The organism is Mesorhizobium sp. USDA 4775 (genome assembly GCF_054062655.1).
Map to the genome: position 1 here is coordinate 6,355,649 of NZ_JBSSFM010000001.1, position 25,722 is coordinate 6,381,370.

Consider the following 25,722-nt stretch of genomic DNA (forward strand, 5'->3'; position numbering starts at 1 on the left):
GTTCCGCAGCGTAGCCATTCATCAAAAAGGAGCGCTTTCATGGACACAATCAAACTGAGGCACGGCATCTGGGTCCTGGTGGCCGACGGTGAAAAAGCGCTCTTGCTCAAGAATGCCGGCGACAACAAGTTTCCAAATCTCGAAGTCGTGCAGGTGATGGAACAGGAGAACCCGCCCACCCGTGAACAGGGAAGCGACAGCCCCGGCCGTTATAATGACGGCCCGTCCGTGCACCGCAGCGCTGTCGAGGATACCGACTGGCACCGTATCGGCAAGGAACGCTTCGCGGAAGAGATCGCGGCCCGCCTGTACAAACTCGCCCATGGTGGTGAGTTCGACAGCATCGTGCTTGTCGCCCCGCCGGTGATGCTCGGCGCCATGCGCAAGAAGCTGCACAAGGCGGTCGGTGACAAGGTGACGGCTGAAATTCCAAAAACCATGACCAACCACGCCATCTCCGAGATCGAGGCCATGCTGCAGGCAGCCTGACCGCAGGCGATGGATCCCAAAGCCAATGCCACAGTGAGCGCGAAACGGACCGGCGGCCTCTCTGCCGCCGGTCGAGCATTTTGCCGCCGCACCGTCGATTTTCGCACCCTGCGGGTTGCATCACCGTCACCCCTTCCACCATATTGCAAAACAGGCGGCGGCTCAGGGCGGCGCACATCCGACATCGCAAACTTGAAAGGCGCTCCATAGACAATGCCGCATGACACGCCCCTTATCGCCACCATCGTCGCCGGTCTGGGGCTGGCTTTCGTCTTCGGGGCTCTCGCCAACCGTTTCCGCATTCCGCCGCTGGTCGGCTATCTCGTAGCCGGCGTCCTGGTCGGGCCGAATACGCCCGGTTTCGTCGCCGATGCCGGCCTGGCCAACGAACTGGCCGAAATCGGCGTCATCCTCTTGATGTTCGGCGTCGGCCTGCATTTCTCGCTGAAGGACCTGCTGTCGGTCCGCGCCATCGCCGTGCCCGGCGCCATCGTCCAGATCGGCTTTGCCACGGCACTCGGCGCCGGACTGTCCTGGATGCTCGGCTGGTCGATGGGCGCGGGGCTGGTGTTCGGCCTGGCGCTGTCGGTCGCCTCGACCGTGGTGCTGCTGCGCGCGCTTCAGGAACGCCGGCTGATCGAGACCGAACGCGGCCGCATCGCCGTCGGCTGGCTGATCGTCGAGGATCTGGCCATGGTGCTGGCGCTGGTGCTGCTGCCAGCCCTTGCCGGCGTGCTGGGTGGCCAGGAACAGGCGGATGTGCATTCGAGCGGCCTGCTGTCGCTGCCGGCCAGCTACGGCATCTGGGGCGTCGTCGACATCACGCTCGCCAAGGTCGCCGCCTTCGTCGTCGTCATGCTGGTGGTCGGCCGCCGGGTCATTCCGTGGATTCTGCACTACGTCGCCCATACCGGGTCACGCGAACTGTTTCGTCTCTCAGTGCTCGCCATTGCGCTCGGCGTCGCCTTCGGCGCGGCGAAACTGTTCGGCGTCTCGCTGGCGCTCGGCGCCTTCTTCGCCGGCATGATCATGAGCGAATCCGAGCTTAGCCATCGCGCGGCCGAAGAATCGCTGCCGCTGCGCGACGCCTTCTCGGTGCTGTTCTTCGTCTCGGTCGGCATGCTGTTCGACCCGTTCAGCCTGCTCAGCAACGGCCTGCCGATCCTGGCGACACTGGCCATCATCGTCATCGGCAAGTCGCTGGCGGCGTTCGTCATCGTCGTCGCCTTCGGCTATCCCCTGGCGACCGCCCTCATGATTTCGGCCAGCCTTGCCCAGATCGGCGAATTCTCCTTCATCCTGGCCGAACTCGGCGTCGGGCTGAAACTTCTGCCAGAACAGGGCCGCGACCTGATCCTGGCCGGCGCCATCTTGTCGATCGTGCTCAACCCACTGATGTTCCTGGTCATCGACTGGATGAAGCCATGGCTGGAGGCCCGTGCCGCCAGGACGGCGCCGCCGGCCGACGCCAAGCCGGTCGGTCCGGCGACCGAACCGGGCCAGGTCGCCTCGGTCGCCGCGACCAAAAAGGAAGACGGCCCGCCGCCGAAGACGGCGCTTACCGGCCATGCCATTCTGATCGGTTATGGCCGTGTCGGCGGCCTTGTCGGGGCGGCGCTGAAAGAAGCAGCGCTGCCCTTCCTCGTCATCGAGGACGCAGACAAGACACTGGCCAAGCTGAAGGCCGATGGCGTCGAGAGCGTCGCCGGCAATGCCGCCAACGCCGAAGTGTTCGCCGCCGCCAATCCCGAAGGCGCCAGCCGGCTGATCCTCGCCATCCCCAATGCGTTCGAAGCCGGCCAGATCGTGCTCAGGGCGCGCACCGCCAATCCCGGCATCAACGTCGTCGCCCGCGCCCATTCCGATGCCGAGGTCGAGCATCTCAAGGGGCTCGGCGCCGACACGGTGATCATGGGCGAGCGCGAAATCGCGCGCGGCATCGTCGAGGAGGTGCTCGGTCACAAGCCATCTGCGACCGAACCGTCCGCCGCGTGATCACGCCACGAAGGCAGAACCGCCATTGCGTGCGATGCTGCTGAGATATTGCGCGGGAGGCTTGCCGAGCGCCTTCTTGAACATGGTGATGAAGGCCGTGACGGACTCATAGCCGAGATCACCCGAAACCCGCTGAACGGTGGCACCCGAAGCCAGTTCCCTTATCGCAACGATCAAGTGCAATTGCTGGCGCCAGCGGCCGAAGCTCAAGCCGGTTTCCTTGACGACGAGACGAGCAAGACTGCTCTCGCTGAGCGCCACGCGTTTTCCCCATTCGGCCAACGTGCTGCGGTCGGCAGGATCGTTCGCCAGCGATTCGGCGATCCGCTTCAGGCGCGGCTCGGAGGAGAACGGCAGATGCAATTGCTGGAGAGGCATATCAGGCAGTTCGGCAAGCAGGACGCTTCCCAGGAAAGCGCACCGCGCGTCATCAGGCGCGCAGTCCGACAGTTCGATGATAAGCTCGCGCAGCAGCGGCGAGATCGAAAGCGTGCAGCACCGATCCGGCAGCGCAGCCGCGCCCGGCTCGATGTAGACGAAGAAAATCCGCGCATTGGCCGTCGCGATGTTGCTGTGCTGCATGCGGCTCGGCACCCACACGCCACAATGCGGCGGCACCATCCAGAGGCCGCTGGGAACGCGGCAGGTGACGCCGCCGCTGAGCGCGAAGACGAGTTGCCCTTTGCGGTGCCAATGCTGCGACACCTCGGCCTTGGTCTCGGTGACGTCGACGCGCACGGCAATCGCCGGAGCAACGATGTCATCGACGTCGAAATCGAGCCATGGATAACGGAGCGGCTGTCTCATGATTGACAGATTTTAGCGATGAATTGCCTTTATATCTAGATTATTCGTCAGCATAAATCGGTAGGCTCGAGCCGTTCTCGCCAATTGGCCAAGGTGTACTCCATGCTCGCGCTCACCATCTCTTCCGACAATGCCGTCAGACTGAAACTCGCCGAGGTGGACGAGCCACAGCCTTGCGCGAACGAGGCTCTGGTCGCCGTCCGCGCAACCTCGTTGAACCGCGGCGAACTGCGCCTGCTCACCATACGTGCGGACGGCTGGATACCCGGCCAGGACATTGTCGGGATCGTCGAACGGGCGGCAGCGGATGGCTCCGGGCCAGCCCAGGGCGCGCGGGTCGTGGCTTTGGTCGACGAGGCCGGCTGGGCCGAACGCGTCGCCGTTCCGACCGCCCGTCTCGCCGTCCTGCCGGATGAGGTCGGCTTCGTTTCCGCCGCCACGCTCCCCGTGGCGGGCACGACGGCGATGAGGACGTTGCGCCATGGCGGTGACCTGGCCGGCCAAAAGGTGCTGATCACCGGCGCGAGCGGCGCAGTCGGCCGTTTCCAGATCCAGATCGCCCGCGAACAACGTGCCTTGGTGACCGCGGTCGCCGCCGCCCGGCATGCCGGGGATCTCCGCGATCTCGGAGCCGAGCAGGTGGTCGAGGCGATCGAGCTGGCCGAGGGACCATTTTCGCTGATCACCGAGTCGGTCGGCGGCGAAAGCCTCGCCCGCGCGATCGAACGCGTCGCGCCCGGCGGGACCATCGTCATGTTCGGTTCAAGCAGTGGCGAGCTCACGCCCATTGGCTTCCGCCAGTTCGTTCCGGGCCATGAGGGAGCGAGGCTTCAGACCTTCGCCTACTACACGTCCGGCTCAGGCATTGGCGCCGACATTGCCGCGCTGCTCGCCCTGGTCGCGGCCGGCCGGCTTGAAACCCGCGTCGCCTTGACCGTGCCATGGACGGACATCGCCCAGGCCCTGGACGCCATGCGGCAGCGCAGCTTCAGCGGCAAGGCTGTTCTCACGGTCGCCGGATGAGCAACCCCCGCCGAAGTCCTCACTCACACGTGCTGGCCGCCGTTGATGTGGATTTCCGAGCCGGTCACATAGGAGGCCTGCTGCGAGCACAGGAAGAAGATGATGTCGGCGACCTCGGCGGTGGTACCGAGGCGCCTGAGCGGGATCGTCTCGACGATCTTTTCCGTGCCCGGCGACAGGATCGCCGTGTCGATTTCGCCTGGCGCGATGGCGTTGACCCGGATGCCATGCGGACCAAAGTCATGCGCCATCTCGCGCGTCAGCGAGCCGAGAGCCGCCTTCGATGTCGCATAGGCGGTGCCGGCGAAGGGATGCACGCGGGTGCCGGCGATCGAGGTGACGTTGACGATCGAGCCCTTGGCCGTCGCCAACTCCTTGAACAGGCCGCGCGCCAGCATGATTGGCGCGAAGAAATTGACCTGGAACACGTCGCGCCAGACATGCATCGGCGTGTCGATCGAGTTCATGCGGCTGTTGCCGTCCTTGAGCTTGGGCGAAATGCCGGCATTGTTGACCAGCGCATTGAGCTGGCCGCCATGTGCTTCGAGCCGATGGCGGATTTCCGAGACGGCGATGCCGACATCTTCCTGATCGGCAAGATCGACCTTGATATGGTCTTCCGGGCCGGCCGGCCACGGGCAATCCTCGGCGAAAGCCTGGCGCGAACAGGTGATGACGCGCCAGCCCTCGCGTGAAAAGCGCTTGACCGTGGCATGGCCGATGCCACGGCTGGCGCCGGTCAGCACGATGGTTTTTTCGGGTGTCGAGTTCGGCCATGTCGCGGTCTCCGGCCGGAGGTGTAGCCGAACACCGTGGCGCTGGCGAGAGGCTGATTGACGCCGCTGCGAACTGCCGGAGCGTCCGCCTCAGCCGCCGCCCAGAATATCCAGGATCGAGGTCTGCTTCCTCTTCTTCAGCGGACCGCCAACATTGCCCGGCGGCACCGGATGGCCGACCGAAGCGGTGGTGCCGTCGTCCGCCGGCATGTTGAAGCCATCGGCATCGACGGTCTGGGCAGGCCGCGCCACGCGGGCCGGCGCTACCGCCTGGGTCGGCTGTGCCGACGGCGCCTGCTGGCCAACCGACGCGGACGGGACCGGCGCTGGCTGGTTGTTGTCGGCCGAAGGTATGTCGTCGGGCACGATCGTGTCGGCCGGCGTCGACTTCCAGGTGCCGGGCAGCGGCCGCACCGGCACGCCCTCGTGTGCGGCGACCATGAATTCGTGCCAGGCCTGCGCCGGCAGCGCTCCACCGGTGACCTTCTTCATCCCCGTGCCGTCATCATTGCCGAACCACACACCGGTGGTGAGATTGGCGGTGTAGCCGACGAACCAGGCATCGCGCGAATTCTGGCTGGTGCCGGTCTTGCCGGCCGACGGCCAAGCGAAGGCCGCCTTCTTGGCCGTGCCGACCTCGACGGTTCCGGTCATCATCGAATTCATCATGCCGACGATCTCGGGTTTCACCACACGCGGCGCGCTGCCGCCACTGCTGTCGTAGAGCACTTTGCCCTCGGTTGTCGTGATGCGGCGGATGAAGTGGATATCGGGCTTGTAGCCGCCATTGGCGAACGGCACATAGGCCGAGGTCAGCTCCAGCGGCGTCACTTCCGAGGTGCCGAGCGCGATCGAGGTGTTGGCCTGCAGTTCGGACTGGATGCCCATGCGGTGCGCCGCTTCCACCACCGCGTTCGGCCCGACCTCCATGGTCAGCTGCGCGGCGACCGAGTTCAGCGACTTGGCCAGCGCCGTCGCCAGCGTGACCTTGCCAAAATACTTGCCGCCGTAATTGTCGGGCGTCCAGTTGCCGATCTTGATCGGCGCGTCGTTGCGGATGCTGTCTGGCGTGCGGCCGGCTTCCAGTGCCGCCATATAAACGAACGGCTTGAACGCCGAGCCCGGCTGCCGGCGCGCTTCGGAAGCGCGGTCGAACTGGCTGGTCGAATAGTCGTAGCCGCCGACCATGGCGCGCACCGCGCCGGAATCGTCGATCGACACCAGCGCGCCCTGGGTGACGTTGAGCTTCTTGCCGCTTTCGTCGATCAGCCGGCGGATCGACTGCTCGGCGAGCTTCTGCAGGTTCAGGTCGACGGTGGAGTCGATGACGATGTCGCCGCGCACGTCGCCGATCAGGTCGGGCAGTTCTTCCATGATCGTGTCGGCGACATAGTTTTCCGAGCCGGTCCAGTAGGACGGCGCGCGCGTCGCTGGCGCGCTGAGCGCTGTCTTCAGCTCCTTGTCGCTGATCTTGCCTTCTTCACGCATGGCCGCGAGCACGAGCTGTGAACGCTCCTCCGCGGCCTTTGGGTCGCGCGCCGGCGACAGCCGCGACGGCGCTTTCAGCAAGCCCGCAAGCAGCGCTGCTTCCGAGAGCGTGACGTCACGCGCGCTCTTGCCGAAATAACGCCGCGAAGCCGCCTCGACACCAAAGGCGCCGGAGCCGAAATAGACCCGGTTGAGGTACATTTCGAGAATCTGGTCCTTGGTGTGCTTGTGCTCCAGCCACAGCGCCAGCAGCACCTCCTGCACCTTGCGCTCCAGCGTGCGGTCAGGCTTCAGGAACAGATTCTTGGCCAATTGCTGCGTCAGCGTCGAACCGCCCTGCGAGAAATGCCCGCCGATGAGGTTGGTCACCATGGCGCGTGACAGGCCGATCGGATCGACGCCGAAATGGGAATAGAACCGGCGGTCCTCGATGGCGATGACGGCTTCGGGAATGTAAGGCGACATTTCGTGCAGGCCGACGGCTTCGCCGCCACTCATGCCGCGATTGGCGAGCAACTGGCCATCGGCCGAGACGATCTTGATGTTGGGGGCGCGGTCGGGGATCGACCAGGTGGTGGCCGCCGGCATCTTGGCACCGTAATAGACGACGACGCCCGCCACCGCGATGCCGCCCCAGATGGCAAGCACGAAGCACCAGTAGAACAGGCGGCCGAGCACGCCGAACAGGCCGCGCCGGCTCCTGCCACGCCCGCCGCGCGACGATTTCGCCTTCGACGATTTGCGCCTTGCGGAGGCTTTGCGGTTGCTCGGCACGACGCGGTCCTCCTCGCTCACCGAAAGACCCGGCTGGGATCGCGCCTGTGGCGGTCCCTCGAAACTGGGCTCGATGCGGCTATCTTTGCGGTTCGCCATGCCTGCGCTTGCTGTCCCCGGTGCCTATGGCGCTCCGGTTGCAGAGTAGATGCGGCGATTTAAGGGCGGGTTAAGTCGGAAAAATTCAAAGCGATTGATAATCAAATGCCTGGGGTCCGGCAGTGATCGCGCTGTTCGAGCCCTGATTTTGGCGTCGGCAAACGGTCGCGCCCGCCGCGATGGAACAATCCTCGCCTAGCATTTTGTCCGGGCGCCAAGGCCCAGCCATTCCTCGCCGCGACCCAGGCGGTCGCGGACATGTTCCGTGTTGGGGCGCGATCGCAAATGGTCGCAGCCTCGCGTTCGACCGCGCCCCAAATCACTCGTCACCAGGCGATCACCTGGTGGGCATGCGTCAGCCGATCGCCGCACGCACCGAGAGCGCTGCCCTCGACGATTGCATGACCTCGCCGACATGGCAGTAGCAGACGATCTCGTGCAGTTGATGGTCGGTCAGCTCGAAGAAGCGCTTGGCTTCGCCATAACTGTCGTCTTTCAGACCCTCGTCGTGCAATATGGGGTCAGTGAAGGCAACCGCTATCGGCGAGTCATCTGCTCGCATGACATCGCGCTCCGGCAGCGCACGGTATTCGGTCCCGGCAAGCGCGGTCAGGAGCCGGCTGGGCTCACGTTCAAGAAGCTCGGCCCAACGCATCAGACGTTGGGTTCGGCTCATCACCGGCTGTATGTTGACCTCGGCCACTGCATGCAGTTGGTCTAGTGTTTGGTGTTTCATAGCAACCTCCTAGCAATAGGTTGGTTGATCCCAAACGCCCTGTGTCGACATTATAGCGCCGGAGCGCCGATCCGTCATTCTAATTCCATGCCGGGACAATCGCTCGTCCGGCACTACGCCGATGCAATGGCCCCGTCCTGCCGGCAATTTTCAACTCCTCCGAGTATCGACGACAGCGCCAAAAAGGCCAGCGTCTGGTCCTCGCAGGTCACCGCCACGATGCTGTTCGACCGGTCGATATCAAGGCCTTCGGGCCGACTTCCGCCGGACTGGCCTGCCGCACAGGACAGTCGGCGCCGCGCCGCCGGTCGACGGCAGGCTCAATTCTGCTGGATCGAAATGCCCTTGTCGTCGATCTTGAGCTCGACACCCTTCGGCTTGGTTTGCTCGCGGTAGACATAGACGCCGAGCGCGATGACCACGACGACGAGCGCGCCAATGATGAGATAGAGCGTATTCTGCTTCACGGCGCGCCCTTTGTCGTTTCGAGCCTCAGGCTCGTTTCAGGACCTTGACCAGCACCAGAAGGATGATGGCGCCGATCGTGGCGTGGATGATGGAAGCAATGATGCCGCCGCCGATGGAGAAGCCGATCCGCGGCAACAGCCAGCCGGCGATGAACGCGCCGACGATGCCGACGATGATGTTGCCGATCAGGCCGAAGCCGAAACCGGAAACGATGAGACCGGCAAGCCAGCCGGCGATGGCACCGATGATGATGAAGACGAGAAGGCTTTCTACGCCCATGCCGATTTCCTCCGAGCAAGGGGGCGAGCGCGGAGCGGAAGGCTCCGAATCGGCCCCGATATCAACGGCTTCAGGCTATTCGAAAGCAGCTGGCCCCGCCAGCGGCGCTCATTGATCGTCGTCGTCGCCGGAAGCGGGCCGCCAGCTGGTCGGCTCGACCTTCTTTTGCGTGTGGCTGTCGGTGTAGACCCACCAGCCATCTTCACGGTATTGCCCGATGGATTCGTTGATGACGCCGTCGCCGTCCTTCCACGTGATGGAGACCTTGGAGCCATCGGTCGGAGCTGTCGATATCGGCTTTCGGTCGGCCATCCTATCCCCCATTTAGCCGTTGAACTGCGCCGACAAAACGCGGCGGTCAGCGTCTGGTTCCAGTCGGCCACCGGCCAGCAGGCTCTCAAGTCGTCAGCTGTGCGCGAAGATATCCTCTTCGTCCCAGCCCATCAGGTCAAGCTTGGCCCTCGTCGGCAGGAAGCGGAAGCAGGCATCGGCCTCCTTGGTCCGCCCCTCGCGCGCCAGCCGCCCGGCCAGCACATCCCGCAGCCGGTGCAGATAGAGCACGTCGGAGGCGGCATATTCGAGTTGCTCGGGCGACAGCGTTTCGGCCGCCCAGTCCGATGATTGCTGCGCCTTGGACAGGCCGACGCCGAGAAGCTCGAAGCAGATGTCCTTCAACCCGTGCCGGTCGGTATAGGTGCGGGTCAGCCGCGAAGCGATCTTGGTGCAGAACACCGGCTCGGGCATCACCCCGAAGGCGTTGTAGAGCACGGCAATGTCGAAGCGTCCGAAATGGAACAGCTTCGTCACGTTGCGGTTCTTCAGCAGGCTGACGAGGTTCGGCGCCTTCTTCTGGCCCGGTGCGATCTGGATGACGTCGGCGCTGCCGTCGCCAGGCGATATCTGCACCACGCACAACCGGTCGCGATGCGGGTTCAGACCCAGCGTCTCGGTGTCGATGGCTACCGCCCCGACGTTGTAATGCGAAAGGTCGGGCAAATCATGCTTGTGGAAACGGATGTCGGCCATGGTCTTCTCCGGTCGCGGCGTTCCCCGTCCTCGCCGCGATCCGGTGAAAAATCAACAGGAAAACGACTTTCCTCCGCTCAGCGCGTCAGCGCATCGAGAATGCGCGCCCAGGAGCGCTGGCCCTTGTGGAAGGACGACAGCTCGTATTTCTCGTTGGGAGAGTGGATGCGGTCGTCGTCGAGGCCGAAGCCGACCAGCAGGGACTCGATACCGAGATAGGTCTGGAAATCGCCGACAACCGGGATTGATCCGCCACTGCCGGTCGTGACCGCCTGTTTCTCCCATTCGTCCGACAGCGCGTCCTTGGCCTTGGCCAGGAACGGCGAGTCATAGGAAAGCTGGATTGCCGGCGAGCCGCCATGCGGGTGAAATTCGACGGAACAGTCGGCCGGAATGCGCTCCTTGACGAATTTCTGGAAGGCAGCGCGGATTTTCTTTGGATCCTGCTTGTGAACGAGGCGGAACGACACCTTGGCCGAGGCTTCCGCCGCGATCACCGTCTTGAAGCCTTTTCCAGTGTAGCCGCCGATGATGCCGTTGAACTCGGCGGTCGGCCGTGCCCAGGTCAGTTCCAGCACCGAGCGGCCTTTTTCGCCCGAAGGGATCGACAAGCCGACAGGGCCGAGAAAAGTCTCGGCCGTCTCGCCGAGACTTTCCCAAGACTTCAGCACCTGTGTTGGTGTTTCCTCGACACCGTCATAAAAGCCGGGAATGGTGATGTGGCCATCCTTGTCGTGGATGTCAGCCAGCACCTTGGCCAGAATACGGATCGGATTGGCGGCGGCACCTCCATAAAGCCCCGAATGCAGGTCGCGGTCAGCCGCCTTGACCGTCACCTCTTCGCCAACCATCCCGCGCAGCGAAACGCAGATGGACGGCGTCTCGCGGTCCCACATGCCGGTATCGCAGACAAGCGCGAAATCGGTACTGAGCTCGTCGGCATTGGCCTCGAGGAACGGCTTCAGCGAAGGCGAGCCGGACTCCTCCTCGCCTTCGAACAGGATGGTGACGCGGCATGGCAAATTGCCATGCACCTGCTTCCAGGCGCGGCAAGCCTCGACGAAGGTCATCAGCTGGCCCTTGTCGTCGGCAGAGCCACGCCCGGTGATCACCCTGTGGTCAGGCCCAACCTCCTTCACCGCTGGTGCGAACGGATCGTTTTCCCACAATTCGATCGGGTCGACCGGCTGCACGTCATAATGGCCATAGAACAGCACATGTGGGGCGCCTGCCGGCCCCTCATGATGCGCAACCACCATCGGGTGGCCCGGCGTGTCGCGCACGCTGGCATCGAAGCCGATCAGCTTCAGCTCCGCCACCAGCCATTCCGCCGCCTTGCGGCAGTCGGCGGCATAGGCCGGATCGGTGGAGATCGACTTGATCCTGAGCAGGCCGAACAGGCGCTCCAGGCTCTGGTCGAGATTCTTGTCGAGGCGGTCGAGGACGGGGGAAACTGCGGACATCTGTGAAGCCTTTCGATTCAGTGCCGGAACCGTAAAGGCAGAGCGGCGAAACGAAAAGCCCGGGAGTGTTGGACCACTGCGCCAGTCGGCCGCCGCAGGCCAAAAAAGTCCGCTGCCGCGGGCCAAAAAAAGACCGCCGTGGTGGAGGGGGAACCACGGCGGCCTCATACTCGAAACGATGCGGCAGCCCGGAGAGGGGGGATAGGCTGCCGCAGTTGTCCGGGATAGGCGGGGGACGGGCCTTGCTCCGGACTTCGGCGAAAACTGCCGATGACATGTATTTGGGTCTCTGAACGTGGCGATTCAAGGGCACCAACGTTACACTTTTGTAACGTGCCCGTGATCGGGCTTGCACGCCCCCGATCTGTCAGGGTGTTGACGGAACCGATATCTGGCGATGTGTTTGGCATGGACCAAGCCACCGCGCCGCGCTATCCCTGCCGGCATGAAAAAAGGCGATCATCTCTTCCTCATCGACGGCTCGGGCTACATCTTCCGGGCCTATCACGCACTGCCGCCGCTGACGCGCAAATCCGACGGCCTGCCTGTCGGTGCTGTTTCCGGTTTCTGCAACATGCTGTGGAAGCTGATGCAGGATGCCCGCAACACCGATGTAGGCATTGTGCCGACGCATTTCGCGGTCATCTTCGACTATTCCTCGAAAACTTTCCGCAACGACCTCTACCCCGAATACAAGGCCAACCGTTCGGCGCCGCCTGAAGACCTGATCCCGCAATTCGGCCTGATCCGACAGGCGACCAAGGCCTTCAACCTGCCTTGCATCGAGATGGAAGGCTTCGAGGCCGACGATCTCATCGCCACCTATTGCCGGCTGGCCCGCGAAGCCGGCGGCGACACCACCATCATCTCCTCCGACAAGGATCTGATGCAGCTGGTCGGCGATACGGTCGGCATGTACGACCCGATGAAGGACCGCCAGATCGGCATTCCCGAGGTCATCGAGAAATGGGGCGTGCCGCCGGAGAAGATGGTCGATCTGCAGGCGCTGACCGGCGATTCCGTCGACAATGTACCCGGCGTGCCCGGCATCGGCCCGAAGACGGCGGCGCAACTGCTGGAACAGTTTGGCGACCTTGACGGGCTGCTCGCCCGCGCCGGCGAGATCAAGCAGGACAAGAGGCGCGAATCGATCATCGCCAACACCGACAAGGCGCTGATCTCGCGCCAGCTGGTGACGCTGAAGAACGACGTGCCGGTGGCCGAGGGGCTGGACGACTTCGTCCTGCATGCCCCGGACGGGCCGAAGCTGATCGGCTTCTTGAAGACCATGGAATTCACCTCGCTGACCCGCCGCGTGGCGGAAGCCACAAGCACCGAGGCCAGCGACGTCCAGGCCGTCGCGGTGATCGTCGAGCGCGCCGACCATGCCCACGGCCCCGATGTCGGCGCCGGAGCGCCGGTTGTGGCCCGCAGCGGTGCCGAGGCAGGCCAGGCCAACGGTGATGCGACCACTACACCGACGGTGGACGCCGCCAAGCAAGGCGATACCCCTTCCCTGCTCTCGGCCATGCGGCTGGAGCGCGCGGCGACCGGCAAGATCGACACGGCGGCCTATCTCTGCATTCGCGATATCGCGACCTTGAAAGTCTGGGTCGCCGAGGCGCGGGAGGCTGGCGTCACCGCCTTCGACGTCAGGGCGACATCCGGCGATCCGATGCAGGCCGAACTGATCGGCATGGCGATAGCCACGGCGCCCGGCCGCGCCGGCTATATTCCCTTTGCCCACAAGAGCGGCAATGGCGACCTGCTCGGCGGCGGCGCGCTCGAAAACCAGATACCTCTCCGCGAGGCGCTGGCGGTGCTGAAACCGCTGCTCGAGGACAAATCCGTCCTCAAGATCGCGCAGAACCTGAAATACGATCTCGTCATCATGAGCCGTTACGGCATCGATGTCGCGCCCTTCGACGACACCATGCTGATCTCCTACGTGCTCGATGCCGGTACCCCGCACGGTCACGGCATCGACCAGCTTGCCGAGAAATGGCTTGGCCATACCCCGCTCCAGCTCAAGGACGTAACCGGCTCCGGCAAGAGCTCGGTCGGTTTCGACCAGGTCGACATCGACAAGGCGACGGCGCACGCCGCCGAAGACGCCGATATCACGTTGCGTCTGTGGCTGGTGCTGAAGCCACGGCTTGCCGCCAAGGGCCTGGTCTCGGTCTATGAGCGGCTGGAACGGCCGCTGGTGCCGGTTCTGGCGCGCATGGAACAGCGCGGCATTTCGGTCGACCGGCAGATCCTGTCCAGGCTTTCGGGCGAACTCGCGCAGGGTGCCGCCCGGCTGGAAGAGGAGATCTACCAGCTCATCGGCGAGCGCATCAACATCGGCTCGCCCAAGCAACTCGGCGATATCCTGTTCGGCCGTATGGGCCTGCCCGGCGGCTCCAAGACCAAGACCGGCCAATGGTCGACCTCGGCACAGCTTTTGGAAGACCTCGCCGCCGAAGGCCACGAACTGCCGCGCAAGATCGTCGACTGGCGCCAGTTGACCAAGCTGAAATCGACCTACACCGATGCGCTGCCCGGCTTCATCCATCCCGACACCAGGCGCGTGCACACCTCCTACGCGCTGGCCGCGACGACGACAGGCCGGCTGTCGTCCTCCGACCCGAACCTGCAGAACATTCCGGTGCGCACCGCCGAAGGCCGCAAGATCAGGACCGCCTTCATCGCCGACAAGGGCAACCGGCTGGTCTCGGCCGACTACAGCCAGATCGAACTGCGCGTGCTCGCCCATGTCGCCGAGATTCCGCAACTGCGGCAGGCTTTCGCCGACGGCGCCGACATCCACGCCATCACTGCGTCGGAAATGTTCAATGTCCCCGTGCAGGGCATGCCTTCGGAAGTCCGCCGTCGCGCCAAGGCGATCAATTTCGGCATCATCTATGGCATTTCCGCCTTCGGCCTTGCCAACCAGCTGTCGATTCCGCGCGAGGAAGCGAGCAACTACATCAAGAAATACTTCGAGCGCTTCCCCGGCATCCGCGACTACATCGAAGAGACCAAGGCCTATGCCCGCGAGAATGGCTTTGTCGAAACCATCTTCGGCCGCCGCATCCACTACCCGGATATCCGCTCCTCGAACCCGTCGCTGCGCGCGTTCAACGAGCGCGCCTCGATCAACGCCCGCCTGCAAGGCACCGCCGCCGACATCATCCGCCGCGCCATGGTGCGCATGGAGGAAGCGCTGGACAAGGCGAAACTGTCGGCCCGCATGCTGCTGCAGGTGCACGACGAGTTGATCTTCGAGACGGTCGAGGCCGAAGTCGAAGCGACGATCCCAGTCGTGCGCCACGTCATGGAAAACGCGGCGATGCCGGCGGTCTCAATGTCGGTGCCGCTCCATGTCGACGCGCGAGCCGCGAACAACTGGGATGAGGCGCATTAGCGCCAACGCTTCGTCATCCTACGAAGAGAAGACCTAAGCGGCCACAGCCCGGCACTTCGCGCACGTCCCGCGAAATTCTATGACCGCCTTCTTGGCGGCGAAGCCGGTCGAATGGACCCATTCGTTCAGCCGGTGGTCGACATCATGGTCCGACATCTCGGTCACCTGCCCACATGTGTCGCAGATGGCGAAGGCGGTCATCGAATGGCTGTGATCATGCGGCTCGGCGCAGGCAACGAAGGAGTTGATGCTTTCCAGCCGGTGCACGAAGCCGGACTTCACCAGCGTGTCGAGCGCGCGATACACCTGCAGCGGCGCGCGAAAACCGCGTTCGCGCAACTGGTCGAGCAAGGTGTAGGCGCTGAGCGGTCCGCTGGCGGTCTCGAGCTTCTCGAGCACGCACAACTGGTTCTTCGTCAGCACATCCCTTGCCGCCATGGTCCGGTTCCAACTTGTCCTGCGCCATCTCCAGGCTGTTTGCCCGCGCAAACCGCCTCATCCCATTCAGATAGCGACGAACCGTCGTCTTTGCTACTCTTCTGTTGTTGTCCTGGACCGATCGATAACGTGCCGGCGCATTTGACGACGGCAGGTTTGATGGCGCAGCGACGTTCAAAATACTGACAAAATCCTCGACGAGGGTGGTTTCGCTTGGGAAATTCGATCGGGCTTGGGGAAGCAATATGATCAAATTGACACGCCGGACGCTGCTTGTCGGCACGTCCGCGCTCGTGGCGGCCGGTACGCTCTCGTTCCGGGCGCTGGCGGCATCGCGCACCTATCACGCGCTGCTGGTCGCCTGCACCGAATATCCTGCCCTGCCGCAAAGGAACTGGCTGATCGGGCCGAAGAACGATGCCGGCCTGGTGCACGAATACCTGCTGAAGAACGTACCCGACCCGGTACGCTTCGCGCCCGAAAACGTCACGCTGCTCGCCAAGGACGTGCCCGGTGCCAAAGGCTTGCCGACCCATGCGGCGATCAAGGCGGCACTCGCCGACCTTGCCACCAAGGTTCAGCGCGACGATTTCGTCTATCTGCATCTGTCCGGCCACGGCGCCCAGCAGCCCGAAAGGGTCAAGGGCGACGAGACCGACGGGCTAGACGAGATCTTCCTGCCCGTCGACATCGAGAAATGGATCAATCGCGATGCCGGCGTGCCGAACGCGCTGGTCGACAATGAGATCGGCGACGCGCTCGACGCGATCCGCAACAAAGGCGCCTTTGTCTGGGCGGTCTTCGACTGCTGCCATTCCGGCACCGCGACGCGCGCCGTCGAAGTCGACGACGAACTGGAGCGCAAGGTCGAATTCGCCGACCTGGTGGGCGGCGACGAGGCTGCAAGGGCGGCGACCGTCAAGGCCTATGAGGACACGGTCGCAAGCGCCTCGCGCGGCCTCGACGAGAATGGCGCGCGCAAGCATGCCTTCAACCTGACGCCGACCGGCGGCGAACCCATCACCAAGGGCAAGCTGGTCGCCTTCTATGCGGCCCAGACGGTGGAGACGACGCCGGAGATGCCGCTGCCCAAGGGCACGGCGGATGCGCCGCGCTTCGGCCTGTTCACCTTCACCATCCTGTCGAAGCTCGCCGAAAACCCCAACGTTACCTATCGCCAGCTCGGCCAGGCCGTGCTGCAGCAATATTCAGCCGACAGCCGCACCCGGCCAACGCCGCTGTTCGAGGGCGAACTCGACGCCCGCGTCTTCGGCACCGACAAGACCGACGCCGTCATGCAGTGGCCCATCGTCGTCAAGGACGGCGAGGCGACGATCGGCGCTGGCCTGCTGCATCGCCTCACGCCTGGCAGCAAGCTCGCCATCCTGCCCTCGGCACTGTCGTCGCTGTCCGACGCGGTCGGCTACGTCGAGGTGCAGTCGGCCAAGAACCTGGAAAGCCGCGTCAAGCCGGTCGAGTTCGAGAAAAAGCCGGCACTCAAACTCGCCGATATTCCTGCCAACGCCTATGCGCGGGTGGCGGAGATCGCCGTCGACTACAGGCTCACGGTCGCTCGGCCGGCCGCGACGAAGGGGCTGGAGAAAGAAGCCGAGCTCGTCAATTCGGTTCTCGACGAACTGGCCACGGCCAAGGAAACCGGCTTCAACATCGAACTGGTCGACCCGGGCAAGAGCGCCGAGCTGCGCTTTGCCGTGATGCGCGAGAATGCCATTGCCGGCGCCGGCAAGGACGCGTCAGACAAGCCGGCGCTGTGGTTCCTGCCGGCGTCGGGTGACGTGACGCTGAAGGACGGCAGCAAGCCGCCGCTGATCATTATCCATCTAGATGACCGCCAGAAGCTGGTCGACGCCACGACCAGGAATTTGCGCACCATCTTCCGCGCCACCGGGCTGTCGCGTCTGGCGGCCGCCTCCGACTACAAGCCCGAGGATGTCGACGTCCAGTTCCAGGTCAAGCGCCGCGACAAGGATGGTCTCGAGCCCCTGCAGGCTTCCGCGGTGCCGCGTGTCTCGCCGGGCGACGAGGTGCATGTGCTGGCCAAGAACAGCTCGGACCAGCTGGTCGACATCAACGTGCTCTATGTCGGCAGCGACTATTCGATCACCCACATCGTCGCCGAACGCCTGGCACCGCAGGCCACGCTGGAGGAAGGGCTGCTCGCCTTCACCGACACCAGCTTCGGCATGGAACGGATGATCGCGGTGCTGACCGAGGCGCCGCCGGAAAGCGAGAAGGAGGATTTGAGCTTCCTGGCGCAGGACGGCGTCGCGGCGATGACGCGCGGCCTCGGCCCCGCCAGCTTCTCCGACATGCTCGCCGATATCGGCATGGCGCCGCCGACCCGCTCGGTGATGCGGCTTGCCGACAAGAGCGGCCCGAAGGGGGCGGTGATGATCTTCCCGATGGAGACGGTGCCGCGCGCCTGAACTCCGGCTCCAAGGCCGCACGGCCTGGTATATCGGGCTCTTGCGCGATCGGCGCGATATGAGAACATCCCCAGCCGCGGCCAAGGGTTCAGCGACTGACGAAGCAGATAGGATCGATTGTGAAGAAGTCTTTTTTCTCCTGGCGCACGACGGTTGCCGGACTTGCCGGCGGCCTGTTGCTGATCGTCAACGCGTCTGCGCAGGACACATGCGGCCTTTGCGCCAAGCAGGTGGTCATCAATTCGGAACTGGCGACGTGCTTCCTCGATCAGTACGACCAGTTCGCCAAGACCAGCAGTGACGCGGTGGTGGTCGACCTCTCGAGCTGCGCCTCGCGCGGCGTGGTCGAGGCCTTGCCGTCGCCGAACAAGGCGCCGGCGGAGCCGGACATGCAGTTCATTGTTTCGCGCCCGCAGCTGGCATGTCTGAAAAAGCAGCTTGAAGCGCCGGGCGTGGTGCTTGATCCCTCCGCCACCATCGAACTGGACAGCTGCAAATGAAGAAGCCGGGGGGCACGACAAAGCAGACGCCGGTGGCCGCGCCCGCAAAGGCGCTGGCGGCGAAGGAGACGCTGCCGGAAACCACCGAAGGTTTTCCTTGGCCGAGCAGCCATGAGATCAAGAAGGAGAGCAATCCCTTCACCGATCGCGACTGGCGCATGCTGGTCTATGCCTGGTCGGGCATGCTGGTGCGTTTCGCCATCATCTTCACCCTGGCATTCTCGGTCTATCAATTCCTGGCGAACCAGGAGCAGAAGCGCGTCGAGCAGACCATGTCCCTGGTCGAGCTCTGGGAAACCAAGGACTATCAGCAGGCACAACGGGCGTTGAAGGATCGCCTTGCCGCCCTCAACGCCAAATACGACAATCTGCTCAGCGCCAATCCTTCGCCGACCGAGGAACAGGTGTTCCGCCAGCGCATCGGCATCGAGGCGATGAGCGCCTCCGGCGGCGACATGCCGCTCGCCGACTTCAGCGAGAATTTCGACCGCATTGTCTATTTCCTCAACCGGCTGTCCTTCTGCGTCGACGGCGACCTGTGCTCACGCAAGGTGACCGATGCCTATTTCCGCGACTACGCCGTCTCCTTCTGGAGCTATTTTGCCGGCTATGTCGACAAGCAGCGCAAGGCGGGTTCGCCGACTTTTGCCACGGCGATCGAGGCCTATGTTGGCAACGGGCAACCAGCGGGCGAAGCCAAATAGCGATGGGGAAACCCGGAATCACCTTGCGCCTCATGCGTGCCTGCCGCTGGCTGGCCATGGCTGGAGCCTTGATCACGTCCTCTGCCGCCCGCGCCGAGGACGCCCCGGATTTCCATCTCGACCTCGACACCGGAGGCCATACCGCACGGATTGCCGACCTCGCCTTCACCCCCGATGGCGAGGACGTTGTCTCGGCATCCGATGACAAGACCATCCGCATCTGGGACTGGCAGAGCGGCGTGACGCTACGCACCATTCGCGGCTATCTCGGCAATGGCAGCGACGGCAAGATCTTCGCGGTCACGGTCTCGCCGGACGGCAAGACGATCGCCGCCGGCGGCTATTTCGGCGCCGGTCTCGGCGACAAGCCGCCCTATGGCGACATCAGGCTGTTCGACTTCGCCACCGGCAAGATGAAGGCCGTTCTCCAGGCCGCCGACTACGCGACCTACGACCTCGCCTTCTCTCCAGATGGCAAGATACTGGCTGCCGGCGGCGGCGACGGCATAGTCTATCTCTGGCGGCTCGACGACAAATCAGCGACGGGCTGGACGCTGGACAAGAAGCTCGACGCCGATTCCTGGCACATCGACAAGCTGGCTTTCGCCGCCGCGGGAACCCGGCTGGCGGCGACCACGACCGACAATGGCATCCGGTTGTGGGATGTCGCCAAGGGCGACGAGATCGCCTTGCCCGCTGGCACAGAGCCTTTGCGGGACGTCAGTGTGCTGGCGCTGGCGATCTCGCAGGACGGCAGCATGTTTGCCACCGGCAGCAAGGACGGCCAGGTCCAGCTCTGGCGCGCGGCCGACGGGACGCTGGTGCGCGCCATGCCCAAGCAGGATTTCCTCATCGGCTCGCTGACCTTCGCCAAGGGATCGCGGCTGGTCGCCTCCTGCGGCTATCGCTGCGCCGACAAGCACCGCTCCGTCGTCTGGAACACCGACAGCGGCGAGAAGCTGCTCGACTACAGCGGCCATGACGGCACGGTCTATGCCAGCGCCGCCAATGCCGGCGGCTCGCTGGTGGCGACGGCCGGCGGCACCCGCAACGCCATCCAAGTCTGGGACCCGGCGACCGGCGAACGCAAGGCCTTGCTCCAAGGAGTGGGCGAACCGGTGACCGCTATCGGCATCGATCCGGCAAACGGCATCATCGCCTGGGGCAACGCCAACCCCTGCCCCGAGCGCGTGGCTTGCCCGGAACAATTGGGCGCATTGGACAAGAGGCTGGAGTTGCCCACAACCGAGCGGTTCTTCGATGACCCGCAGCCGCTGACCGAGCCGGCGTCGTTTGCCCGCGCCGCGCTGAGCGATGGCGAGTGGTCCCTGCACGCCACGGTGGGCGGCAAGGACGCGCTGGAGAACGCGGTGCTGGAGATCGCCAATGGCGGCAAGGTGGTGCGCTCGATCGAGAACGACGCCACCAACGGCTTTGCCCATTCCGCCTTCACGCTGATCGACAACGGGCTTGGCCTGATCACCGGCGGCAATGACGGCACGCTGCTGGAATACAAGGCCGCGACCGCCAGGGTCTCCGGCGAATTCACCGGCCACACCGGCGAAATCAACGCCATGGTCGCCTCGGAGAAAGCCGGCCTTCTGGTCACCGGCAGCGCCGACCAGACCGTGAGGCTGTGGAACCTGAAGACGCACGAGCTGATCGTGTCGATGTTCTTTGCCGGCTCACAATGGATCGCCTGGATGCCGCAAGGCTACTATTATTCCTCCGACGAGGGAGACAAGCTGATCGGCTGGCACGTCAACCAGGACCGTGACCATGAAGGCCGCCTCATCCGCGCCGGCCAGTTGAAGAAATACCTCTGGAGCCCGGAAATGGTGCGCCGCGCCATCATCCTGCGCAGCGCCAAACAGGCAGTCCAGGAGATGCGGCCGGGCGTCGACAACGAGTTGCAGAAGCTCTTGCAGCGCAAGCCGCCGGAATTCGGCATTCGCCTCGCCGACGACCAGAGCAAGGTCCGCGACGGTTATGTCGCCGTCGAAATCACAGGCACCAAGGAAGCCGGAGCCGATGCCGCCGGCTTCTCGATCCTGTCGAACAGCCGCAATGTCGGCGACATCGCGACGCGCTCGGTCGACGGCAACAAGACAACAGTCGAGGTGCCGGTCGAGGATGGTCAAAACACTATCCGCATCACCGGCATCAACGAATATGGCTATCTGACCGAGCGCAGCGTGACGGCGCTGGCAAGGAAGACTGAAAAGGCCGAGGCCAAGGGCAAGCTCTATGTCGCGGTGATCGGCGTCGACAAATATCCGTTCCTGACCGACGCCTGTTCCGGCCATGCCTGCGATTTGCGCTACCCCGTCGACGACGCCACCGAGTTCCTCAAGGTGGTTGCGCAGAAATCGGCACCTTTGTTCTCGTCGATGGAGACGCTGGTTCTGGTCAACCGCGAGGCGCTCGACGAAAGCCCCGACAAGGCGCAACAGACCTACACTGTCGCCAGCGCCGACAACATCATGGAGCCGGACTCGCACACGATCGACGACCAGCTTGCCGATTTCCTCGACAGGCCTGGCGAACACGACACCACCATTGTTTTCGTCGCCGGCCATGGCATCAACATCGACGAGGATTACTATTTCATCCCGACCGATGGCCGCAAACAGGATGCCGACCGCTGGAAGCGCTCTTCGCTTGTCGACTGGGGTGACGTCCAGAAATCGGTCGAGCGGGCCAAGGGCATGCGCTTCATGCTGCTCGACACCTGCCATGCCGCCAACGCCTTCAATCCGCGCCTGGAAAAGGACGCGCAGGACGCGCGCATCGTCGTGTTTTCGGCGACCGCGGCCAACAACACCGCCGCCGAATTGCCGGAGCTCGGGCACGGCGTCTTCACCTATTCGATACTCGAAGGCCTGCGCGGCAAGGCGAAGACCTCGGATGGCGGCGTCACGCTGTTCGGGCTCGCCGATTTCATTTCGCACGAAGTGGTGCGGCTGACGGCGTCGAAGCAGAAGCCGTTCTACTATGTCGGCGGCGTGGAGAACATCGTGTTGGCCGAGCCGTGATAGCCCGCCTGCTGACGGTCATCATGTTCGCCCTGGTTCTCGGCGGCACGGCACAGGCCACCCCGATCGCCTGCCCGCCCGGAACCGAAAACTTCCCGACGTTCTACGACGACGCCACGCTGTTCAAGGACGCCATCGCCAGCGTCGCTACTGTCCGGCCCTCCAACCAGCGGCTGACCGGCATCACCGTGCCGCATCACCTGCTGGCCGCCGACCTCGTGGCACTGGGTTTTCATGCAGCGTCCGGCTTTCGCTACAAGCGCATCGTCATCCTGTCGCCGGACCATTTCCACAAGACGCACAAGCTCTACGCCACCACGGCGCGCGGCTTCGACACCGTGCTTGGTCCGGTGGCCGCCGACACCGATGCCGTGCGCCTTCTGGAAGCCCACGGCGACATGGTCGAGGAATCCTGCCTGTTCGACAAGGAACATGGCGTACGCGCCATGCTGCCCTTCCTGCATCACTACTTCCCCGAGGCGAAGATCGTGCCGGTGGCGATGTCGGTGAAGGCGAAGCGCGGCGACTGGGACCGGCTGGCCGAGGCGCTGAAACCGCTCGTCGACCAGGACACGCTGATCGTCGAATCCACCGACTTCTCGCACTATCTGCCCCAGCATGATTCCAGGCGTTTCGACCAGCAGACGCTGAACATGCTGGCCGCCGGATCGCTCGACGGCATAGCGGCCCTGCGTCAGCCCGATCATGCCGATTCCGTCGGCGCGCTCTACATCCAGACCCGGCTGCAGCGCGAATTGTTCGGCGCCCAGCCGCTGGTGGTCGCCAACGAGAACTCGCAGGAACACACGTCCGACTATGTCGAGCGCACCACCAGCTATGTCGTGGCGCTGTTCGGCGCTTTCGGTCCCGGCTTCAACAACCCGGCGCGGCCAAAGGACAGGATTTATTATCTCGCTGGTGACGTGAATTTCGGTCGTGCCATGAAGAAGATCCTGGTCCGCGACGGCGTTGCCGACAAGATCGTCGACAGCATCCTTTCGCTGACCGGAGCGCGGCCGCTGATCGTCAATCTCGAAGGCGTCATCCTGCCCAACGTGCCGGAAGCGATTGACGACATGACGCTGGCCATGCCGGAAGACCTCGCCGTCAGCATGCTGAAGCGGTTGCATGTCGCCGGCGTCAGTCTCGCCAACAATCACGCCTATGATCTCGGCCCGTCCGGCTATGCCGAGACGCTGCGCGCGCTGGACGAAGCCGGCATCCCGCATTTCGGCCAGGGCGAGACGCTGGCGCTGGCCGATGTCGACCTTGTCGGCCTGACCGACATCGACACCAACGGTTCGAAGAACACCGACCTGCTCACCTCCGCCTTGCTCGACCGGCTGCTGCACGAAAATGCGCAGCGCCCGGTCGTCGCCTTCGTCCATTGGGGCCGCGAGTACAAGACCGAACCGTCGGCGCGCGAAGAGATGCTTGCCGATGGGATGCGGCTGCGCGGCGTCTCGGCCATTGTCGGCGGCCATCCGCATGTCTCGAGTGAGGCGATCGTCCCGGTTGCCGGCGGCGATGTGGCAGAGGTCTATTCGCTCGGCAATTTCCTGTTCGACCAGAGTGCGCAACGCTCCTCAGGTTCGATGCTGGAATTGCGTGTCTTTTCCCAAGGCACGATCTTTGCCAGGCTCATCCCACTGCCCAACTATTTCGAGATGGGTCGCAGATAGGCGACTGCCGTTTTCGACGTGAAGAACCTGAAGATGTGTTGAGATTCAGGTCAGGCCGAGTCGAAAACGGCTGACACCGAGAACCGGAGCGGAGCGTACTTTTCGTACGTGAGCACAGTTCTACTGCGACGCAGTATAACGGGGAAGCGCAGGTATCAGCCGTTTGCAGACCGGCCTCACCTGAATATCGACATACCTTAGCCGCAGCCCATCATCTGGCGGGGTAGATAGCACGCCGCCGGTTCGGTCCTGGTCTCGAACAGCGATTGCTTCGGCCGGAAATAGAAGAAGGTCACCGGCTTGCTCTCGCGCACGCTGCCGTCGGCGAAATGCGCGGCGATGCTGAAACTGTGGATCGACGACATCGCCGACCACATCTTCAGCCGCGCCGTATAGGCGCTGACAGTCTTGTTGCCGCGCACCGGCATGGCGATCGTGTAGTCGTGCTTGCCGATCGGGAATTCGATGTTCTGGTAGCGCATCGCTTCCGGGCTGCCGCCACCGCCATCGCCGCATTCGGCCATCGATTCGGGAGTCTCGAAGACCGCCATGGTCATCTGGGCGCGGAAGGGCTCGCTCTGCTGGTAGACATTGCCCTGATCGTCCGCCCAGGAATAGTCCAACTTGCCGATCGCGTTCAGCGTCATCGCCTGGTTGAAATTGCCAAGATAGTCGCCGACCTCACCGAACTTGATCTTGTTGGTGAGCTGGCTGCGGCAGACATTGAGGCTGTCGACCGAGGGACAGGGGAAACGCCCGGTCTCAAGGCTTGCCGTGTCGACGCCGGCCTCGTCGAGCACGCTCTTGATCGACACGTCGACGCCATCGCTGAAACCGCCGATGTCTTTGGTGAACATGCGGCTTGGCTGCCCGGTCGGATTGCCTTCTTCGTCCACCGTGGTGAACTGGACCGACATCTTCATGTCCTTGGCGTCGCCCCAGCCATTGTTGACGATGGAGAAATCGGGCCGGAAGCCGATGCAGCCGAAATGCTCCGAGATCGACAACATCGGTTTGCGGTAGGCGTCGCTGGCAGCGACCTTCATTTCCAGGCTGTCGAGCTTGACCCTGGACTCGTCCGTCGTCGTCAGGTCGACCTCGGCAAAGGCCGGCGTGTCCTCCCAGGTCGCACCTTCATAGACATTGGTGGTATTGACCGTTCCGGTGCCGTTCCAGGCGTCGTTGTAGAGGGTGTCTTCCGGATAGATCGCGATGTCCTCGTCGCGCACCAGGTGCTGGTATTTCATGTCGGCCTGCTGGGTCATGCGCTGGTCGACGATGACGCCGATCTCGACTTTGCCTGCATCGCCGCCGCTGGCCTGCGCCTTGAGGAGGCCTCCGACCTTGGCATCGGCCAGGACGTCTGGACGCGTGCCGCCGACCTCCTTGCCCATCACCCACTGCGATTCATAGACCGTGCCGCCGGGGAGCCGCGTGGTGCCTTTGCCGTTCTTCAACCCGCCGACAAAAGAGCCGGCAAAGATCTCGCCTGTCTTCGACAGCAACCGGCCCTCGCCATTCGGAATGCCGTCTACGAACTGCCCCTCATAGCGGTTGCCTTCGGCATCGACATGGATACCTTCGCCGTTGAGTTCTCCGCCAAGCCAATGCCCGTCGAAAACCTCGCCTGAGCGCAATTCGAGCCGGCCTTGCCCGTCGGGCCGGCCGTTCCTGACATCGCCGAAATAGCTGGAGTAGACGGTCTTCGGGTCATAGCTCGCCGAGCCGCGCACCCGCCACACCAGCCTGCCCTTACCGTTGACGGTGCCGTCCTCGGCGATCGTCTTATCAGGCGAGCGGCCCGCGGCCGGCTCCCAGACGAAGTCGAGGTTCTTCTCGGGATGGAAATCCCAGACACGCACGGTCCTGCGCAGCACCGAGCGTGTGTCGGCCTGATAGAGGATCTGCACGCGCTCCGCCCAGGCGCCGACAGGGGCGGGATCGGCGAAAGCCGGTGAAAGCATCATCGCGCCCAGCATCGATGCGGCCGCGACCCCGAACACTGCCTTTGTCCGTCCCATCCCTCAAGCCCCCTGGACGCCTCGCCCCTTGGCAAGCCAAGCGTAGTCGGGGCGCCGGCCTCG

The 25,722-nt window shown here is 63.9% G+C and carries 20 protein-coding genes; 9 read left to right on the plus strand and 11 right to left on the minus strand.

What is annotated here, in order from left to right:
• Positions 1-39: 39 nt before the first annotated feature.
• Entirely contained in the window at positions 40-489 is a 450-nt protein-coding gene (locus tag ACVILI_RS31230; RefSeq protein ID WP_019861223.1) for a baeRF12 domain-containing protein, read from the plus strand.
• Between the two features lie 213 nt (positions 490-702).
• Positions 703-2,484: a cation:proton antiporter domain-containing protein gene (locus tag ACVILI_RS31235; RefSeq protein ID WP_457102727.1), complete on the plus strand. Its 1,782-nt coding sequence runs from the start codon at positions 703-705 to the stop codon at positions 2,482-2,484.
• Here ACVILI_RS31235 and ACVILI_RS31240 read toward each other — a convergent pair whose 3' ends face one another.
• Complete coding sequence (locus tag ACVILI_RS31240) at positions 2,485-3,291, minus strand: AraC family transcriptional regulator (RefSeq protein ID WP_019861226.1); 807 nt, start codon at positions 3,289-3,291, stop codon at positions 2,485-2,487.
• A 102-nt stretch (positions 3,292-3,393) separates the two neighbouring features.
• Between ACVILI_RS31240 and ACVILI_RS31245 the strand changes: the two genes are divergently transcribed.
• A complete protein-coding gene (locus tag ACVILI_RS31245) occupies positions 3,394-4,314 on the plus strand; it encodes a zinc-binding dehydrogenase (protein ID WP_020629043.1) in 921 nt (306 codons plus the stop codon).
• Between the two features lie 23 nt (positions 4,315-4,337).
• On the opposite strand, the gene ACVILI_RS31250 is transcribed toward ACVILI_RS31245, so the two are convergent.
• From ACVILI_RS31250 to ACVILI_RS31285, 8 genes are all read right to left on the minus strand, one after another.
• Positions 4,338-5,060, minus strand: coding sequence for an SDR family NAD(P)-dependent oxidoreductase (locus ACVILI_RS31250; protein WP_457102728.1), 723 nt, complete (start codon positions 5,058-5,060; stop codon positions 4,338-4,340).
• Between the two features lie 120 nt (positions 5,061-5,180).
• A complete protein-coding gene (locus ACVILI_RS31255; protein ID WP_019861230.1) occupies positions 5,181-7,451 on the minus strand; it encodes a transglycosylase domain-containing protein in 2,271 nt (756 codons plus the stop codon).
• A 355-nt stretch (positions 7,452-7,806) separates the two neighbouring features.
• Positions 7,807-8,187 carry a hypothetical protein gene (locus ACVILI_RS31260; protein WP_084791676.1) on the minus strand — a complete coding sequence of 127 codons (381 nt, stop codon included), beginning with the start codon at positions 8,185-8,187 and terminating at the stop codon, positions 7,807-7,809.
• Positions 8,188-8,507: 320 nt separating this feature from the next.
• On the minus strand, positions 8,508-8,654 hold the full coding sequence (locus ACVILI_RS31265) for a hypothetical protein (RefSeq protein ID WP_019861232.1): 147 nt from the start codon (positions 8,652-8,654) through the stop codon (positions 8,508-8,510).
• A gap of 25 nt (positions 8,655-8,679) precedes the next feature.
• The gene (locus ACVILI_RS31270) at positions 8,680-8,934 is read right to left on the minus strand and encodes a GlsB/YeaQ/YmgE family stress response membrane protein (protein WP_019861233.1); all 255 of its coding nucleotides are present in this window, start codon (positions 8,932-8,934) and stop codon (positions 8,680-8,682) included.
• Positions 8,935-9,042: 108 nt separating this feature from the next.
• Positions 9,043-9,246, minus strand: coding sequence for a hypothetical protein (locus ACVILI_RS31275; RefSeq protein ID WP_038649721.1), 204 nt, complete (start codon positions 9,244-9,246; stop codon positions 9,043-9,045).
• 93 nt (positions 9,247-9,339) lie between these two features.
• On the minus strand, positions 9,340-9,960 hold the full coding sequence (locus ACVILI_RS31280; protein ID WP_019861235.1) for a ribonuclease D: 621 nt from the start codon (positions 9,958-9,960) through the stop codon (positions 9,340-9,342).
• Positions 9,961-10,037: 77 nt separating this feature from the next.
• Positions 10,038-11,423: a M20/M25/M40 family metallo-hydrolase gene (locus ACVILI_RS31285; protein ID WP_038649724.1), complete on the minus strand. Its 1,386-nt coding sequence runs from the start codon at positions 11,421-11,423 to the stop codon at positions 10,038-10,040.
• 445 nt (positions 11,424-11,868) lie between these two features.
• Here ACVILI_RS31285 and polA point away from each other — a divergent pair, with 445 nt between their 5' ends.
• On the plus strand, positions 11,869-14,832 hold the full coding sequence (polA, locus tag ACVILI_RS31290) for a DNA polymerase I (RefSeq protein WP_240564527.1): 2,964 nt from the start codon (positions 11,869-11,871) through the stop codon (positions 14,830-14,832).
• Between the two features lie 33 nt (positions 14,833-14,865).
• On the opposite strand, the gene ACVILI_RS31295 is transcribed toward polA, so the two are convergent.
• Positions 14,866-15,270: a Fur family transcriptional regulator gene (locus tag ACVILI_RS31295; protein ID WP_027047405.1), complete on the minus strand. Its 405-nt coding sequence runs from the start codon at positions 15,268-15,270 to the stop codon at positions 14,866-14,868.
• Positions 15,271-15,515: 245 nt separating this feature from the next.
• On the opposite strand from ACVILI_RS31295, the gene ACVILI_RS31300 reads away from it, so the two are divergent.
• The 5 genes from ACVILI_RS31300 to amrB all read left to right on the plus strand — a co-directional run bounded on the left by ACVILI_RS31300 (position 15,516) and on the right by amrB (position 23,638).
• On the plus strand, positions 15,516-17,717 hold the full coding sequence (locus ACVILI_RS31300; RefSeq protein WP_457102729.1) for a caspase family protein: 2,202 nt from the start codon (positions 15,516-15,518) through the stop codon (positions 17,715-17,717).
• Positions 17,718-17,836: 119 nt separating this feature from the next.
• Positions 17,837-18,217, plus strand: a complete 381-nt coding sequence (locus tag ACVILI_RS31305) for a hypothetical protein (RefSeq protein ID WP_019861241.1) — start codon at positions 17,837-17,839, stop codon at positions 18,215-18,217.
• The gene (locus ACVILI_RS31310; protein WP_038649730.1) at positions 18,214-18,921 is read left to right on the plus strand and encodes a DUF4760 domain-containing protein; all 708 of its coding nucleotides are present in this window, start codon (positions 18,214-18,216) and stop codon (positions 18,919-18,921) included. Before ACVILI_RS31305 ends, ACVILI_RS31310 begins: the two co-directional genes overlap by 4 nt.
• A gap of 2 nt (positions 18,922-18,923) precedes the next feature.
• A complete protein-coding gene (locus tag ACVILI_RS31315) occupies positions 18,924-21,956 on the plus strand; it encodes a caspase family protein (protein ID WP_240564525.1) in 3,033 nt (1,010 codons plus the stop codon).
• Complete coding sequence (gene amrB / locus ACVILI_RS31320; protein WP_038649735.1) at positions 21,953-23,638, plus strand: AmmeMemoRadiSam system protein B; 1,686 nt, start codon at positions 21,953-21,955, stop codon at positions 23,636-23,638. The genes ACVILI_RS31315 and amrB overlap by 4 nt, the downstream gene beginning before the upstream one ends.
• A gap of 197 nt (positions 23,639-23,835) precedes the next feature.
• Here the strand turns inward: amrB and ACVILI_RS31325 are convergent, their stop codons facing one another.
• Positions 23,836-25,659, minus strand: coding sequence for an MORN repeat-containing protein (locus tag ACVILI_RS31325; protein ID WP_038649737.1), 1,824 nt, complete (start codon positions 25,657-25,659; stop codon positions 23,836-23,838).
• Positions 25,660-25,722: the final 63 nt, after the last annotated feature.